The organism is Pseudomonas syringae pv. cilantro (assembly GCF_001293775.1).
Lineage (GTDB): Bacteria > Pseudomonadota > Gammaproteobacteria > Pseudomonadales > Pseudomonadaceae > Aquipseudomonas > Aquipseudomonas syringae_P.
The window spans coordinates 341,734-357,844 of record NZ_LGLN01000013.1 but is presented as its reverse complement, the minus strand read 5'-3'; the positions used below and the strand labels follow the sequence as shown (position 1 = coordinate 357,844).

13 protein-coding genes and 1 pseudogene are annotated in these 16,111 nt (G+C 53.9%); 2 read left to right on the top strand and 12 right to left on the bottom strand.

Annotated elements, in window-relative coordinates; genetic code table 11:
* Nucleotides 1-157 precede the first annotated feature (157 nt).
* The 4 genes from ABJ99_RS02980 to ABJ99_RS02965 are packed head-to-tail and all read right to left on the bottom strand — an operon-like array spanning nucleotide 158 to nucleotide 4,985.
* Entirely contained in the window at nucleotides 158-1,117 is a 960-nt protein-coding gene (locus ABJ99_RS02980; protein ID WP_054084544.1) for a DMT family transporter, read from the bottom strand.
* A complete protein-coding gene (locus ABJ99_RS02975; protein WP_080377986.1) occupies nucleotides 1,114-2,064 on the bottom strand; it encodes a spermine/spermidine synthase domain-containing protein in 951 nt (316 codons plus the stop codon). The genes ABJ99_RS02980 and ABJ99_RS02975 overlap by 4 nt, the downstream gene beginning before the upstream one ends.
* A 3-nt stretch (nucleotides 2,065-2,067) precedes the next feature.
* Nucleotides 2,068-2,892 (bottom strand): class I SAM-dependent methyltransferase, encoded by an 825-nt coding sequence (locus tag ABJ99_RS02970; protein ID WP_054084542.1) that lies wholly within the window; start codon nucleotides 2,890-2,892, stop codon nucleotides 2,068-2,070.
* The gene (locus ABJ99_RS02965) at nucleotides 2,892-4,985 is read right to left on the bottom strand and encodes a spermine/spermidine synthase domain-containing protein (RefSeq protein ID WP_054084541.1); all 2,094 of its coding nucleotides are present in this window, start codon (nucleotides 4,983-4,985) and stop codon (nucleotides 2,892-2,894) included. The genes ABJ99_RS02970 and ABJ99_RS02965 overlap by 1 nt, the downstream gene beginning before the upstream one ends.
* 581 nt (nucleotides 4,986-5,566) lie before the next feature.
* Here ABJ99_RS02965 and ABJ99_RS02960 point away from each other — a divergent pair.
* Nucleotides 5,567-6,634 (top strand): annotated as a pseudogene (locus tag ABJ99_RS02960) (IS630 family transposase).
* Nucleotides 6,635-6,877: 243 nt separating this feature from the next.
* Here ABJ99_RS02960 and ABJ99_RS02955 read toward each other — a convergent pair.
* Entirely contained in the window at nucleotides 6,878-7,513 is a 636-nt protein-coding gene (locus tag ABJ99_RS02955) for a hypothetical protein (RefSeq protein WP_054084540.1), read from the bottom strand.
* On the bottom strand, nucleotides 7,510-8,175 hold the full coding sequence (locus ABJ99_RS02950) for an energy transducer TonB (RefSeq protein ID WP_054084539.1): 666 nt from the start codon (nucleotides 8,173-8,175) through the stop codon (nucleotides 7,510-7,512). Before ABJ99_RS02950 ends, ABJ99_RS02955 begins: the two co-directional genes overlap by 4 nt.
* 273 nt (nucleotides 8,176-8,448) lie before the next feature.
* On the opposite strand from ABJ99_RS02950, the gene glpT reads away from it, so the two are divergent.
* Nucleotides 8,449-9,822 carry a glycerol-3-phosphate transporter gene (gene glpT / locus ABJ99_RS02945; RefSeq protein ID WP_054084538.1) on the top strand — a complete coding sequence of 458 codons (1,374 nt, stop codon included), beginning with the start codon at nucleotides 8,449-8,451 and terminating at the stop codon, nucleotides 9,820-9,822.
* A 1-nt stretch (nucleotide 9,823) separates the two neighbouring features.
* Here glpT and ABJ99_RS02940 read toward each other — a convergent pair whose 3' ends face one another.
* From ABJ99_RS02940 to ABJ99_RS02915, 6 genes are all read right to left on the bottom strand, one after another.
* Nucleotides 9,824-10,492: a gamma-glutamylcyclotransferase gene (locus ABJ99_RS02940; protein ID WP_054084537.1), complete on the bottom strand. Its 669-nt coding sequence runs from the start codon at nucleotides 10,490-10,492 to the stop codon at nucleotides 9,824-9,826.
* Nucleotides 10,493-10,699: 207 nt separating this feature from the next.
* On the bottom strand, nucleotides 10,700-11,668 hold the full coding sequence (locus ABJ99_RS02935; RefSeq protein WP_054084536.1) for a CDP-6-deoxy-delta-3,4-glucoseen reductase: 969 nt from the start codon (nucleotides 11,666-11,668) through the stop codon (nucleotides 10,700-10,702).
* Nucleotides 11,668-13,134, bottom strand: a complete 1,467-nt coding sequence (ubiD, locus tag ABJ99_RS02930; RefSeq protein WP_054084535.1) for a 4-hydroxy-3-polyprenylbenzoate decarboxylase — start codon at nucleotides 13,132-13,134, stop codon at nucleotides 11,668-11,670. Before ubiD ends, ABJ99_RS02935 begins: the two co-directional genes overlap by 1 nt.
* A gap of 128 nt (nucleotides 13,135-13,262) precedes the next feature.
* The gene (rho, locus tag ABJ99_RS02925) at nucleotides 13,263-14,522 is read right to left on the bottom strand and encodes a transcription termination factor Rho (RefSeq protein WP_007248148.1); all 1,260 of its coding nucleotides are present in this window, start codon (nucleotides 14,520-14,522) and stop codon (nucleotides 13,263-13,265) included.
* A gap of 230 nt (nucleotides 14,523-14,752) precedes the next feature.
* Nucleotides 14,753-15,082, bottom strand: a complete 330-nt coding sequence (gene trxA, locus ABJ99_RS02920; RefSeq protein WP_054084534.1) for a thioredoxin TrxA — start codon at nucleotides 15,080-15,082, stop codon at nucleotides 14,753-14,755.
* A 120-nt stretch (nucleotides 15,083-15,202) separates the two neighbouring features.
* A complete protein-coding gene (locus ABJ99_RS02915; RefSeq protein ID WP_054084533.1) occupies nucleotides 15,203-15,907 on the bottom strand; it encodes a FadR/GntR family transcriptional regulator in 705 nt (234 codons plus the stop codon).
* Nucleotides 15,908-16,111: the final 204 nt, after the last annotated feature.

The window sequence follows — 16,111 nt, the reverse complement described above, 5'->3', positions numbered from 1 at the left end:
AGTGCCTTGGGCAAAGCGGTGAATTATCTGGCCAACAACTGGACCCGGCTGGAGCGTTATATCGAAGCTGGTTTTTTACCCCGCAATTACAATGGGCGGCGTTTCTTTCTCCATGCTGGAAACATCACGCATAACCATCTGCTAATTGGCTAGCATGCTACTCATATCTTATATTCGCCCTTTGATTGGGATCATACTTTGCGGATTGCGTTGTTCTTAGGCCCGTGATGACACCCATAATGATCAACGAAATAGCTGAAAGCTCTCCCATACTAGGTAGCCGTTGATCTGCTACATAGCCGTAGACTAAGCTTGAAATGGTCTCAAATACTATCAGTTGACCTGCTAGAGCCACAGGCATGTGGCGAGACGCCTGATTCCACAAAATAGTAGCCAACCACGAAACCACAATACCCAAAAGCAAACAGCTCCAGAAAAGGTGCCAAAGCTGCTCGCCACCCATATCATTCGCAAACTGAAAAGCATCGGTAAACATAGCTAAAGCGGGCAGCGCGATCAGGCTCTGAAGTAAACAACATATGCCAATAGCGAGCGACCAGGAATTGGAGGAAATATTTGGGTTTGATTTTAAGAACCGAGAGTTTTTAATTCCATAGTAAGTCCATAACACCAAAGCCATTATGGCCAGAGCTGTGCCTGGCAAGATGTGATCATTGCCCACTCGGCTTTCAATGCCGCTTAAGCCCAAGGTTAGCATACCGCTTAGGATCAAGAATACCGACAACGCAAGACTTCGAAATGAATATGTTTTCTCGATCAAGTTACCGATGATGGCCAAAGAAACAGGCAAGATTCCGATAATCAGTGCCGCGATGGTGATGCCGCTGTAATAGATGCTACTTGAAAGAAACAAGTAATAGCCTAGATTGCCTGCAAAGCCAACGCTGAAAGCAAGCAGCCATTGCTGTTTCGATAATTTCTGAAATCGCTTGCGCGCGACGATGATCAATACCATCGAAAGAACGCCATAAACAAAATAGCGTCCGAGGGCGATGATCATGGGGTTTATTTCCGGAAGAATATAAGGAATCAAAAAGGCGGTGCCCCAAATGCAATTCGCCAATATTCCTAAGGCCACAAATCCGCCCGTACTCATTCTCTTTCCTCTCCTCCGGCAACATCAACTGTCGCCAGTCTATCCACTTGAATGACTGCAATATTGCTATTGCTCATCGCGCGACGAATAGGTTTAGATAGGTTAAAGATATGCGCGTGGCTTTGCAGGTCATAATATTTTGATTCAGATAAATCAATTGTGCTAAGGTTGAGCGCTAGGTCATCGTGTGATAGATGCTCTGGATTAATGTTATTGCTCGCGTACAAAAAGCCCCATGGAGTTCCATAGGAGGGCACAAAGCTAGCATAGCTAACAACATGATTGAAACATGCCTGCATGGTTGAGCGCGCACGAAGATGAAAACCCATGTCCAATGTATTCAACTGCCCCGCTTGGGTCGCAATTGCCCCTGTTTCACTCAGAAGTAATTTTATCTTGTCATAGAATGAAAGGGTAAATAGTTGCGGCACATAACTGTCCCCGATTGCATCGGGAAGGTCTGCAATAACCAAATCAAACTGACCAAGTTCAGACACGCTTAACTCTTCTAACCATTCGTACGGAGAGGGATGAAAATGCATAGTATGCTTGAACGGCAAGGGCTCGCGAGCATGTAAAAAAGGCAGATAATGCCTCGATAATGCGTATAGCTGAGGGTCAATGTCTACCTGCACCACTTCTTCGATACTTGGCACTAAACGCAGTCGATTTAACAGCCCCCCATTCGCTCCGCCAAAACATAGCACTCGCTTTATCGTCCGACTAAACGCAAATGCGGGGAAAATTAAAGACTCGTGATAATAAGACTCATCAAATTCAGTTGATTGAATGCAACCGCTTAGCTCAATACATCGCCCAAGTGCTTTTAATTCAAGGATTCGATAGCGTTGAGCGGGTGTGTGCCCTTGCGCGAGCACACGATTAAGCTCAACACAGTGTCGAATGCCTAGTGCGATATTTTGTAGCAAATAATTCGCTGAAGACATATCTTAATCTTTCTCCGCAACAAAACATACATAGCCTAGGGCGCCTGAACGCGTCACATCATTTTCATACTGTGCAAAAGCGAGTGACTGCTCGTAATATTGCGAAGAGCTTCTAGAGATGATCTCTTTTTTGAGTTCCTGGCGTACCGTGACTGAACGATCTTGCCACAGTTTAAAAGTGTCAGTGAGATCTAATTGATGGCGAATGCTGAACCCTTGTTGGCGCAAAATGTGAGCATATTCTTCTGCGTTGTACACGCTGGGGCAGCACCACTGAGTCGTAAGCTTATGCCAATCTTCATCAGCAATATCGCCCATCCTGACACGTTCCATAAAAGCCAGCTTGCCGCCTACTTTGAGAAGACCGTGGCAGTGAGCAAATAGGCGCTGCGCATCAAAATGACAAAATGCGCCCGTGCCATAGATACCATCAAAGTCATTGGTCGAGATCAAATCGTAGATAGAACAATTGATAAACTCCATTCCGGGATTTCTGTCCTTATATTTCTCCGTGGCGCTTTGAATGGGCACCTCACTTAAATCTATGCCAGTTAATCGCCACTGAAAAACTTTGCTCATGTGATAAACGATGTTTCCGCGCCCACAGCCCACATCAAGTACTTTACTGTCTTTTGGCAAATCCATACACGTTGCCATCAGCTCTAATTCTTCACGGCTGTTGTCGCTAAATTGACCAATATATTGGTCGGCGCCAAACACATGTGGGTAAACAAAATCATGAAGACTGACATTGTCAGCCATGACTTCATCATATATCTGTTTGGTTCCTTCAAAGTTTTCCGGATGAACCTTGGTAGAGACAACCATTAGATATACTCCTCGCGAGCAGGGTTGATCTGATGCGAGATTATATCGCTCTTGGTTGTGATATAATCGTCGTCCAGCAGACTTCTCACATCCTTTGGCAAAGCAAACATATGTTGGTGCGTCATACCATCGTAGAGTTTTAGCGCACCATCAATATTTTGTTCACAGTAGTCATCAATGGCCTCACGACTCAGCTCGCTCAGCCCTAAGTAGGCATTGCTACCGGCCACTGTCAACCAAGAAGTGCCATAAGACTGAGGATGTGACATGAAACGCTCAGTGTATGGGAATACCTTCTTCCATAACTGGTTAATTTTCTTAGCAAGCTCGCTTGAGAGTGGCCCGATAGAGCCAGCCCAAGTAACCAAGGCCCCTTGCTCCGTCAGAATATCTTTCAAATTGCAAATCAGCGATTCAGTGAACAGATTTGCCGCTGGCGAATCAGATAGTGGCTCGCTGATGTCGTAAATTATAAAGTCATAGCGCTGTGTTGTTTCTCGCGCAAAACTCACAATGTCATCAATGACAATGTTGACGCGCTCGTCGTCATGATAACCTTGTGCAATATGCGGAAGATATTGTTTGGTGAGCGTAATAATACCCGCGTCAATCTCCACTTGTGTGATGTGAGCAAAGCGGCGGTGTTTTAACAATTCACGAATCGCACCACCAGGCCCTCCGCCGACTACCAAGGCGTTAAGGTTGTCACCTTTTAGCCCAGATGCAACTGGGTGAATTATACTTTCGCTGTAAATATACTCATCTTTTTCTAAATGTTGAATTCTTCCATCTAAGAACAAGCCTATACCGTAACTCTCAGTTTCTAGAATCTCCAGCTTATGATGCTGCGACTCGCCTGAGTAGATCACTTTTTTGATCTTGTGGCGATGAGTTTCGCCTGATGCAATCTCTTCGCTAGTCCACATTGATACGTTTTGGTCAAAATAGCTCTCGCCGGCTCTAATCAGTTCAAAGCTGCCATCTAGACGCTGTAAATATTCAGGCGGCATAGCTTGACCCAGAAAGCGCGTGATCATCGAATAACAATAGCTGCCTGCGAAATCAAACTTAAGCCAATCACCCACCCGCACCACAGGCAGTTTCAATCCCTTAGCCATGAAGTCTCTAGAGTAAGTAGTGCTTCCTACTACATCGACGGGCTTCGAATACCATTCAGTTGAGCGACTGTTATAGACTTCAACTGGGTTGTAGTCCTCGTAAAACATGGCTCTTGGAATCAGGCTTGCACTGGAATCACAGCAAACCAAAATACGATCTGGGCGCTCTTTGATATCTGATACTTGGGTGAAAAAATAAGCACAGTTTCCGAACATTGAACGACCTGGCTCCAACACCAACTTGATGTCGCGGCCCCGCGCGCTTGAGTATTGCACCATCCGGTCTGTAATAATCTGCTTGTACTGCTCAAAGTCAAAACGACTTTTGTCAATTGGAAAGCCGCCACCTAGGTCAACACACTCTAGGTCAGCAAAACGATTTGATAAAGCTAGAGTTCTGTCTACCCCTTCGAGTAGGTCGTCAAGCGATGTAACATCCGTGCCAAGGTAAACGTGTGTGCCTGTAATCTTGAGTTGATGCCTATCTGCGATAGCGAATATCTCTGGCAGTTCAGACTCAAGCACGCCGATGCGGCTTTCCAGTCCAGTAAATATATTATTTTTAGACTTTTCATCGATGTTAAGACGAATGCCAATCTCACCACCAGGGTTGAGCTTGCCGTATAGCTTAAGTTGATCGCGCGAATCAATATTAATCTGTACGCCTTTTTCTATTATAAGCCTCATGGTTGGTTCGCATATACCCGTACTGGCAAATATGATCAGCTCGGGTGAGAAACCACAATCCAGCGCTAGCTTCATGTGTTTGCGAGAGTTTACAAAAATGCCAAAACCATTGGCCTGTAACATCTTCAATAGCACGGGGTTGTCATTTGCCATTGAGGCGAAATGGATACCAAAGTTCCTATAAGGTACCGACTTGAATTGTTCAATATTGCTTTGAATCAGTGTTTCATTGTAGACATAAAAAGAAGAGTCGCCAAGACCCGCTCGCTGTGACAATAGATAATCCATTCGTAACTCCTGTTAATAATCCCTAACCGTTCAACTCTGTCGCTCACGATACCCACATAACATCCAAGCTCCACACGAGCCACAGACTTGATTTGAATTTTTTACCTCTTTTTTGCGCGATTTGCAAACCCTGATCTCCCCGAAAGCGGGAAAATTGTGATCCTCCCTAGTGCTCGTGATGGTCTCAACTCTTAAGAACAAGACGCCATGAGAAGGACTAGGACCTGCTCCGTTAGACCATCGGGGGACTGAATCGTCCCTGATGCTGTGGACACGATCCGCTATCCCAGACGTAGACATGCTCCCATCAACTTCCCGCATGGAGGCGGCGAACTGATGTTTCCTCGTCACGCAGGGCTTTTTATCCAATAGATGCTCTATGCGTCATGTTTCAGTGCCTTTCTCCACTATCAAAGAATAAGTCGGTGCATATGATTCACTAGTGTAGTATTTTCGAAAAAACCAGATACTGACCAACGGAAAATTCAAGTTTTATCAATAGATTAGTGTCCCGTCTCAAAAATAAATTCTCTGTAAAATAGTCTATGCTTGCTCGTTGATTAAACCGTTGGAGCGAAGAAATGAGCGCCCAAGATATTGTCCTGAGCCCTGAAGAACACGCCGAGCTGAGTCGTCGCACACGATCAGCCACCATCAGTCAGCGTGACGGTCGCCGCGCGCGAGTCATCCTGTTAGCGGCTCAAGGTTGTTCACGGGTTGAAATAGCACGCCTGGTTGGATTCTCTCTGCGCTCGGCCACTCTTTGGTGCCAGCGTTTTCAAGAGCAAAGATTAGACGGTTTGATCGATAAGCCTGGCCGCGGACGTAAGTCATTCTTGCCGCCAGCAGCCTTGGCCCGAGTGCTTGAGCAAGTGGTTCAACCCCGTATTGGCCAGCCTCGCTGGAGTTGCCGAAGCATGGCATAAGTTGCGGGCATTTCCCCGGCCAGCGTCCAGCGTATATGGGCTGCCAATGACATAAAGCCGCACCTGACCCGTACGTTCAAGCTGTCCAACAATCCCGACTTCGAAGAGAAATTCTGGGACGTCATCGGGTTGTATCTGGATCCTCCAGACAAGGCACTGGTGCTCTGCTGCGATGAAAAAAGTCAGGTGCAAGCCCTGGAACGTACCCAGCCGGGACTGCCTCTGGGCATCGGTCATATCCGCACGCAATCGCCCGATTATATTCGTCATGGCACCGTCACCCTGTTCACTGCGCTCGATTACCTTGAGGGGCGGTTGATCAGTTCCATAGAGCGCCATCATCGGCATCAGGAGTGGCTGGACGCTCTCAAGAAAATCAATCGGGAAACGCCTAAGCACCTTCAACTGCACCTGATCGTCGACAACTACGCCACGCACAAACATCCGAAAGTGAAGGCCTGGCTGGAAAAGCACAAGCGCTTCCATGTGCATTTCACCCCGACCTCAAGTTCGTGGATGAACATGGTTGAGCGCTTCTTTCGCGACATCACGGTGTACCTGCGCGACGGAAGTTTCAGCTCGGTTCGCGAGTTAGAAAGCTCGATCACCACATTTCTGGCACTGCGAAATGCGCAGCCGACTCGCTACGTATGGAACGCCAAAGAAGAAGATATTTTGAACAAGATACAACGAGCCCGCGCGGCGATGACCTCGCAGGCATAAGGGAAGCTGATTTTGAGACGGTACACCAGGGAGGCGATTGTAGTGGTCACCGGAAAAAGTTGACCACTGCAAATCTTCTCGTTGCCATGCTCGCTCATGCTTTTCTGGGGACTCCGCGTCCAATCTTGAATGTGTGTCATGGCGCGTCCGTGAGATTTCACTGGCGGCACCTATATCGTGAGCAAGCTGACTCCCACAAGTGTGGGGCGCTCACGATGTCCGTAATCAATACCGCCCCTCCCCTTACAACACCTTCCTCACACTCTCCGGCAAATAATCCACATACCTGCGCATCGGATTCTTTTGACATTGCGCGATAATGCCCGGCGTCGCCTCCAGCAGTTCATGAACCAGTGCCTGACGCTCGTCCAGGGTGAGGAATTGCTCTATGACCGGACCGCTCGACAGGTACAGCTCGGTCCGCATTAACACATCCGGCTTGACGTCCTTGCGCCATTTGCGTCCCTCGAACATTTCCATATTCAACTGCCAGCACAACTCCTGCTTCAGCCCAGCATTGGATGTCAGCGGCGGGTCGACATGTGGCCGCCCCGTGAAATTGAACGTGACCGTTACTGCCTCGCCCTCGGGGTGAGAGGCCGGCGGCTCCCAAGGTTCGAAGACCCACTGCTCGACAGCGCTTCGCGTCAGGCTGATGAACCTCGGATCAGTTGCCCCCCGCACTTCAAGAAAGCGCACGCCTCCGTCGGCCTGAATGAAAATCCTGACGGTGACACTGTTTTTTACCAAGGCATAACGCATCGACACCGGATAGTCCGGCTCCGGCATATACAACGGCGCCGGATACAACGGCAACGCCTGTGCTGCCACCGCGGAAAGCAAGCCCGCAAGCACAATCACACTCAGCACGCGGCTCATTCGCTGCCCTCAGCGTGCTCGGCCAACCCGACCAGCAACGACTTGATCGGCGCAGGCAGGTATTCACCGAACAGGCGATCAGGGTTGCGTCGGCAGGTGCTGATGACCGTGGGTATCGACGCACCCAACTGCTCGAGCAGGGCCTTGCGCTGGGGTTCGGTGCGTTGATGGGCGACATGGCTGCTGAACAGCACTTGCCCGGTGTACGCAAACACATCGACCTTGCTCAGCGACTCCTTGGGGTAGTCCTGGCGGGCGGATTTCACTTCTTCGTTGAGGTAGCCGCAGCGAATGTTGCCGAGGCCGACGGTGACCTCGGTGTTGAAGCGCCGATAGCCGTGGGAGCCGAAAATCACAGGGACGGTGATGGTGGTTTGGGGCGGCGCGCCGACTGTTCCGATCCAGGGTTTGTAGCGCCACTGACGGAGGGCCTGCTCGACCGCTTCGGCCAGTTGCGGATGGCCGCTCTCAATGGCTTTGGCTTCAACGACCTGACCATCCGACTTGATCCACAGCTGGGCGCGCACCTTGCCTGCGTAGCGGGTCTTGATCAGTTCGGGCGGGAAAACCGGTGTGGGTGTGTGGACCGGCACCAGAAATGACTCGGCTGCGCACAGCGGCTGCATCAGTACTGCGGGAAGAATAAACGCGGAAATTCTCATTATCAGGTTGGCTCATCGTCTCGACGCACCCCTTTGGCGCAATGACGACGATGGTAAGAGGCGTCCAGCAGCCCCGTAAGTGCACGACTTCCGAGACGTCCGTAGGACCGATCCCAAACTCGTGACACACCTACAAACATCTTCCCAATGTTCGTAAAAGAACAATTAGTCGTCCCCATTTCCTACAAGGAATCAGCCCAGAGGCTCTGCTTTTTTCTGTAACGAAAATGTAATATTCGCTTTCGCAAAAAAACAATAATCAGGAGCATCTCCATGTTCGGATTTTTCCGCCCCGCCAAGCACCAGGCACCCCTTCCCGAAGAAATAGTCGATAGAACCTATCGACGTCTGCGCTGGCAAATCTTCGCAGGCATCTTTATCGGTTATGCCGGTTATTACCTGCTACGCAAGAATTTCTCGCTGGCGATGCCGTACCTGATCGACGAGGGTTACACCCGGGTGCAACTCGGTGTGGCCATGTCTGCGATTGCGATTGCTTACGGCTTGTCGAAATTCCTCATGGGGATCCTGTCTGACCGCTCCAACCCGCGTTACTTCCTGCCGTTTGGCCTGCTGGTCTCGGCGGGAGTCATGTTTGTCTTCGGTTTTGCGCACTGGGCCACGTCCAGTGTCACGATCATGTTCGTGCTGCTGTTCATCAATGGCTGGGCGCAAGGGATGGGCTGGCCGCCGAGCGGGCGGACGATGGTGCACTGGTGGTCGCAGAAAGAGCGCGGCGGTGTGGTGTCGGTGTGGAACGTGGCGCACAACGTCGGCGGCGGTCTGATCGGTCCACTGTTTCTGCTGGGCCTGGGCTGGACCAATGACTGGCACGCGGCGTTCTATGTGCCCGCGGCGGTGGCGCTGCTGGTCGCGGTATTTGCGTTCGTGATGATGCGCGACACACCGCAATCGGTCGGCCTGCCATCTATCGAGCACTACAAGAACGATTATCCGGAAGGCTACGACGCGAGCCACGAAGAAGAATTCAGCGCCAGGGAAATCTTCGTCAAGTATGTGCTGCGCAACAAATTCCTCTGGTACATCGCGATGGCCAACGTGTTCGTCTACCTGCTGCGCTATGGCGTGCTGGACTGGGCACCGACCTACCTTAAGGAAGCCAAGCACTTTTCGGTCGACAAGACGTCATGGGCTTACTTTCTGTACGAGTGGGCGGGCATTCCGGGCACGCTGCTGTGCGGTTGGATGTCGGACAAGATCTTCAAGGGCAACCGCGGCCTGACCGGCATGGCGTTCATGTTTCTGGTGACGATTGCCACGCTGGTGTACTGGCTGAACCCTCCCGGCAACCCGACCGTCGACATGATCGCGCTGGTGTCCATCGGCTTCCTGATCTACGGCCCGGTGATGCTGATCGGCTTGCAGGCGCTGGAACTCGCGCCGAAGAAGGCTGCAGGCACGGCAGCCGGCTTCACCGGGCTGTTCGGTTATCTGGGCGGTTCGGTCGCAGCCAGTGCGGCGATGGGCTACACGGTTGACCACTTCGGCTGGGATGGCGGCTTCGTGCTGTTGATCGGCGCGTGCATTCTGGCGATGGCGTTCCTTACGCCGACGCTGCGCCACAAGCAGGTCGCCAGCACCGCTCGCGACACGCCGGGCGACGCGCCCCACAACACCAAAGCCTGAGTCAGGCGGTTGCCGACTTGCAGCGTTTGAGCCGCGCCTCCAGATTAAGATCCGGCATGGCGTGGCTTCGCAGGGCCTTGGCGGTCTGCTCCACATACTCACGGGTGGTTCCATAACGCCCGCTGGCAGTGGCCAGCACGTGGCTCAGCACGCTGTCCGGCAGGTTGCCCGCGTAGCTGGGCAAATGCCGCTCCAGAACGAACCCCAATGCCTGCACTTTTCTGCCGTCTTCAAGGCGGCAATTGAGCCAATGCGGGCGATACGAGGGGTAAGGCATTTCGCGTTCCCAGAGCGCCAATAACGACTTTTCAAGGCACTCATCCGGCAGCCGATAGGCGAAGCCGGTGCAGGAGCCGCCGCGATCCAGGCCAAAGACCAGACCCGGTACTTCCGGCGTACCGCGATGCTCGTGGGACCACAGGTAGAGCCCACGATGATAACCGTGCACCCGCGCGCGCTGGCTCTCTACGGCGGTGCACTCGGGGCGCCAGATCAGTGAGCCGTAGGCGAACAGCCAGACCGGACCGCCCTTGTGGCGACGCATGGTGGCGTTCATGGATGCGAGCAGTTGCTCACGGGTAAGTTGCGGGCCCATATCGATAACGGGCGGATACGTCAGGCCAAGGCCGTCGTGTACCGCCGCGGCCAACTCGTTGACTGGATTCTCCATTTGCCTCCCTGACAGGCTGACTGTCAGTCTTTACCGAGCCCCGCTGACTCGCTCGTGGATGAGCGGCATCAGGGTGTCGTGGTTCGGTTTATTCCGCAGGCCACAGGCCTGTATTGCCAAAAATCGTCTGGCGACTCAATAACAGCGCCAGAACTTATAAGCAGTTGAAGCAATTTACACTCCATTTGCCTTACCGTCAGTCCGGCATCATGGACGCGGGGCGTAGGCAAATACATCAGCGCGCATCTGATGAGCGTCCATGCCGGCGCTGACAAGGGCGTCCAGCGTGCCGTAAATCATCGCCGGCGAGCCGCTGGCGTAGACGTAGACCGCCGACAGATCCTTGATATCTTCGCAGACCGCTTCATGCAGCAGGCCGCAGCGCCCTTCCCAGCCACACAGGTCGCTGACCACCTTGTGCAGAAACAGATTGGGCAGCTTCGCCCACTCTTCCCAGTGGCTGACCTGATAGAAATCGTCAGGCCGTCGCACGCCCCAATACAGGTGCACCGGATGCTTGAAACCCTTGGCGCGGCAGTGCTCGATCAGGCTGTTCATCTGCGCCATGCCAGTGCCAGCTGCAATCAGCACCAGCGGGCCTTCCGGCAGGTCGGCCAGATGGGTATCGCCGAACGGCAGCTCGACCCGCGCCATTTTGTTGCGCTGCAACTGTTCGATCAGGCTGCGTGCACTGTCTTCGCGAACCAGAACGTGCAGCTCCAGTTCCCGGCCTGTGTGGGGAGCCGACGCGATGGAAAATGCCGACTTCTCGCCATTCTCACGCTCGATCATCAAATACTGTCCGGCGTGGTAGCGTGGAGCCTTACCTGCAGGAGCGCGCAGGCCGACACGCCAGACATCGCCACCGACCTCGACGCATTCGCTGACCTGGCAGGCAAAACTGCGCACCGGCAGCTCGCCTCTGGCCAGCACGCTATCCCACAGCACGACGCACTCTTCCAGCGGCTCGGCCACACAGGTATGAATCTCGCCGTGATCGAGCTCTTTGCCCGACTGCATGACCCGGCCTTCGACCAGCAAGGCCGAGCAGACATGGCAATTGCCGTTGCGACAGCTTTGCGGACAGTCGTAGCCCAGTCGTTGTGCAGCATCGAGAATCCGCTCGCCAGGCAGGGTTTCCAGCACCGCGCCTGACGGCTGCAAGGTTACGCGCATCAGTCTATTCCCAACTGAGTCCAGATCTCGTCCACCCGGCGGGTCGTGGCTTCGTCCTTGACGATCGCCCTACCCCATTCGCGGGTGGTCTCGCCTGGCCATTTGTTAGTGGCATCCAGACCCATTTTTGATCCCAGTCCAGACACCGGAGAGGCAAAATCGAGGTAATCGATGGGTGTGTTGTCGATCATCACCGTGTCGCGCTTGGGGTCCATGCGCGTGGTGATGGCCCAGATCACGTCGTTCCAGTCACGCGCATTGATGTCGTCATCGGTGACGATCACGAACTTGGTGTACATGAACTGGCGCAGGAATGACCAGACACCCAGCATCACGCGCTTGGCGTGGCCGGGGTACTGTTTCTTGATGGTCACCACCGCCATGCGGTACGAACAGCCTTCGGGCGGAAGGTAGAAATCGACGATTTCCGGAAACTGCTTTTGCAGGATCGGCACGAACACTTCGTTCAGCGCAACGCCCAGAATCGCCGGTTCATCCGGCGGACGACCGGTGTAGGTGCTGTGATAGATCGGTTTGATGCGATGGGTGATGCGCTCGACGGTCAGCACCGGAAAGCTGTCGACTTCGTTGTAATAACCGGTGTGGTCGCCGTAAGGGCCTTCATTGGCCATCTCGCCAGGATGAATCACGCCCTCAAGCACGATTTCGGCGCTGGCCGGTACTTGCAGGTTGCTGCCACGGCACTTGATCAGCTCGGTACGCGAACCCCGCAGCAGCCCGGCGAAGGCGTATTCGGAGAGGCTGTCCGGGACCGGCGTCACGGCACCCAGAATGGTCGCCGGGTCAGCGCCCAGCGCAACGGCCACCGGGTAAGGCTCGCCAGGATGCTTGGCACACCAGTCGCGGAAGTCCAACGCGCCGCCGCGATGGCTGAGCCAGCGCATGATGATCTTGTTGCGGCCGATCACCTGCTGGCGATAGATGCCGAGGTTCTGACGCTCCTTGTTCGGGCCTTTGGTCACGGTCAGGCCCCAAGTGATCAGCGGCGCCACATCGCCCGGCCAGCAGGTTTGCACGGGCAGCATGCCGAGGTCGACGTCATCACCTTCGATGACGATCTCCTGACACGGCGCGTCCTTGACCACCTTGGGCGCCATGGCGATGACCTTGCGGAAGATCGGCAGTTTCGACCAGGCGTCTTTCAGACCCTTGGGCGGCTCGGGCTCCTTGAGGAAGGCCAGCAACTTGCCAATCTCGCGCAGCTCGCTGACCGCTTCGGCGCCCATGCCCATGGCCACGCGCTCGGGCGTGCCGAACAGGTTGCCCAGCACCGGAATATCAAAACCGACCGGTTTTTCAAACAGCAGGGCCGGGCCTTTGGCTCGCAAAGTCCGGTCACAGATTTCAGTCATTTCCAGCACAGGCGAGATCGGCATCTGAATGCACTTCAACTCTCCGCGCTGCTCAAGCTGCTGCACGAAATCCCTTAGATCTTTGAATTTCATTAACCCGGCCATTTATCCAAATAGACGCATATCCTACCTGCTCCCGCCCTTCAAGGCAGCTAATCCGCGGCGCGCAGGCAAAAAAAATGGTGCCCCGAAGGACACCATTTTTTGATTCAGCCTGTCTGTTACTTGCGTTTCATGGACAGGAAGAACTCGTCGTTGGTCTTGGTCTGCTTGAGCTTGTCGATCAGAAACTCGATAGCCGCGACTTCGTCCATCGGGTGCAGCAGCTTGCGCAGGATCCACATACGCTGCAACTCGTCATCAGCAGTCAACAGCTCTTCACGGCGTGTGCCGGAGCGGTTGATGTTGATGGCCGGGAACACGCGCTTCTCTGCGATCTTGCGATCCAGCGGCAGCTCCATGTTGCCCGTACCCTTGAACTCTTCGTAGATGACTTCATCCATCTTCGAACCGGTTTCAACCAGTGCGGTGGCGATGATGGTCAGCGAGCCGCCTTCTTCGATGTTTCGCGCAGCACCGAAGAAACGCTTTGGTTTCTCGAGCGCGTGAGCATCGACACCACCGGTCAGTACCTTGCCGGAGCTCGGGATGACGGTGTTGTAGGCACGAGCCAGACGGGTGATGGAGTCGAGCAGGATAACGACGTCTTTCTTGTGCTCGACCAGGCGCTTGGCCTTCTCGATCACCATTTCGGCAACCTGTACGTGACGGGTTGGCGGTTCGTCGAACGTCGAGGCAACCACTTCGCCGCGCACGGTACGCTGCATTTCGGTCACTTCTTCCGGGCGCTCATCGATCAGCAGAACGATCAGATGGACTTCCGGGTTGTTACGCGTGATGTTCGACGCGATGTTCTGCAGCATGATGGTCTTGCCCGCCTTTGGCGGAGCAACGATCAGACCGCGCTGACCTTTACCGATCGGTGCGCACAGATCGATCACACGACCGGTCAGGTCTTCGGTGGAACCGTTACCGGCTTCCATCTTCATGCGGATCGTCGGGAACAACGGCGTCAGGTTTTCGAACAGAATCTTGTTCTTGGCGTTTTCCGGACGGTCGTAATTGATCGTGTCGACCTTGAGCAGAGCGAAATAACGCTCACCTTCTTTCGGTGGACGGATCTTGCCAACGATGGTGTCGCCGGTACGCAGGTTGAAGCGGCGGATCTGGCTGGGGGAGACGTAGATGTCATCCGGGCCGGCCAGGTAGGAAGCGTCTGCAGAGCGCAGGAAACCGAAGCCGTCCTGGAGAATCTCCAGCACGCCATCACCGGATATTTCCTCGCCACTTTTCGAGTGCCGTTTCAGCAGGGAAAAAATGACGTCCTGCTTGCGCGAACGGGCCATATTTTCTATGCCAGCCTGTTCGGCCATTTCGAGCAATTCGGTGATCGGCTTTTGCTTGAGTTCAGTCAGGTTCATATGGGGAATGACGTAATCATGTATGGAGGGGGAAATTAAGCTTTTGGCTTAATGAGGCCGCGCCGCAAAGAAGGCGACAGGATCGCGTACAAATCGAAAGGAGAGCGTCGGCGACGGCTAGCAGGGGGCAACGGAGAAGCCGTTGCGGAGCCGAATGTACCACCTGATTTTCCGGGCGTCTAGTACGATGTCCGAAAAAAACCCCGCTATTTGCGGGGCTTTGAAGCGCTTCAGATGTTGGCGTCCAGAAACGCAGCCAGCTGCGACTTCGACAGTGCGCCTACTTTGGTCGCTTCGACATTGCCATTCTTGAACAGCATCAGCGTAGGAATACCGCGCACGCCGTGCTTGGCAGGGGTTTCCTGATTTTGATCGATGTTCAGTTTGGCAATGGTCAGTTTGCCGGCATAGGTAGTGGCAATTTCGTCCAGTACCGGGGCAATCATCTTGCACGGGCCACACCACTCAGCCCAGTAATCAACAAGTACAGCACCATCAGCCTTGAGTACGTCGGCTTCAAAGCTGGCGTCGGTGACGTGTTTGATCAGGTCGTTGCTCATGGAAGTCTCCGAGGTCATAGGCTAAAACGACGTCCATCATAGCGGTCCTTATGCTATTGAGGAAGCGAAGCTTCATTGACTCTGGCTATGGTGGTGCGCGACTGGCGTTATGAGGGGTTTTCAGCCAGAGGGTGAGACAAAAACGATGCCTGTGCGCAGCGCGGCGCCGCGAATATGTTCCTGCATGGCCTTTTGCGCAGGCCCTGACGCATGCCGGGCCAGTGCACGCAGAATCTTGCGATGCTCCTGCCAGGTTTCCATGACTCTTGCCGCACGTATGAACGGCATTTTCTGGCTTTCGAGGAAAATATCAGCGCCTGCGGTAACGATCCCCAGCATGGCCTGATTGCCGCTGGCGACCAGAATATGCCGATGAAACTCGAAATCCAGCCGGGCCGCCGCTTCGAAGTCGCCGGCGCGCAATTCAAGACGCATGGCTTCGACATTGTCTTCCAGCACATCGCGCTCGTCGGCGGTCAGCGTCACTGCCGCCAGCCCTGCGGCGAAACCTTCCAGTGCGTAGCGCAACTGAAACGTGTCGGCGGGTGAAACCCGAGCTTCGAACGGCCAGGAAAACCCGCTCGTGCGCTGTTCTGGTTCAGAAACGGACTGGACAAACACGCCCTTGCCTGGTTGCACACTGACCACACCCAAGGCGCTGAGCGACGACAAAGCCTCACGCAGCGACGCACGACTGACACCCAGCAAAACCGCCAGATCGCGTTGCGACGGCAGGCTTTCGCCGGGTTTATACCCTTGATCGGCAATCAACTTGCGAATGGCCCGGAGGGCTGATTCGGGTACTGCGAGCGAAATATTCGGCATCACTGTTCAGGCCAGTCAGTCCGGTAAAAATCCCTTTTAACGTCATCCCGCTCATTCGGCAAGCGACGCCCAGCGCTGGGGCGGCAAGGCCTGCAAGCGCGCCAAAGCAGGGCGGCGCGCTCGCTGACTGTTCAGACCAGTAAGACCAAAAAACGCTGAAAACCACGGATTACCGTACCTGCAAGGCGAATGGCATGCGCTGTG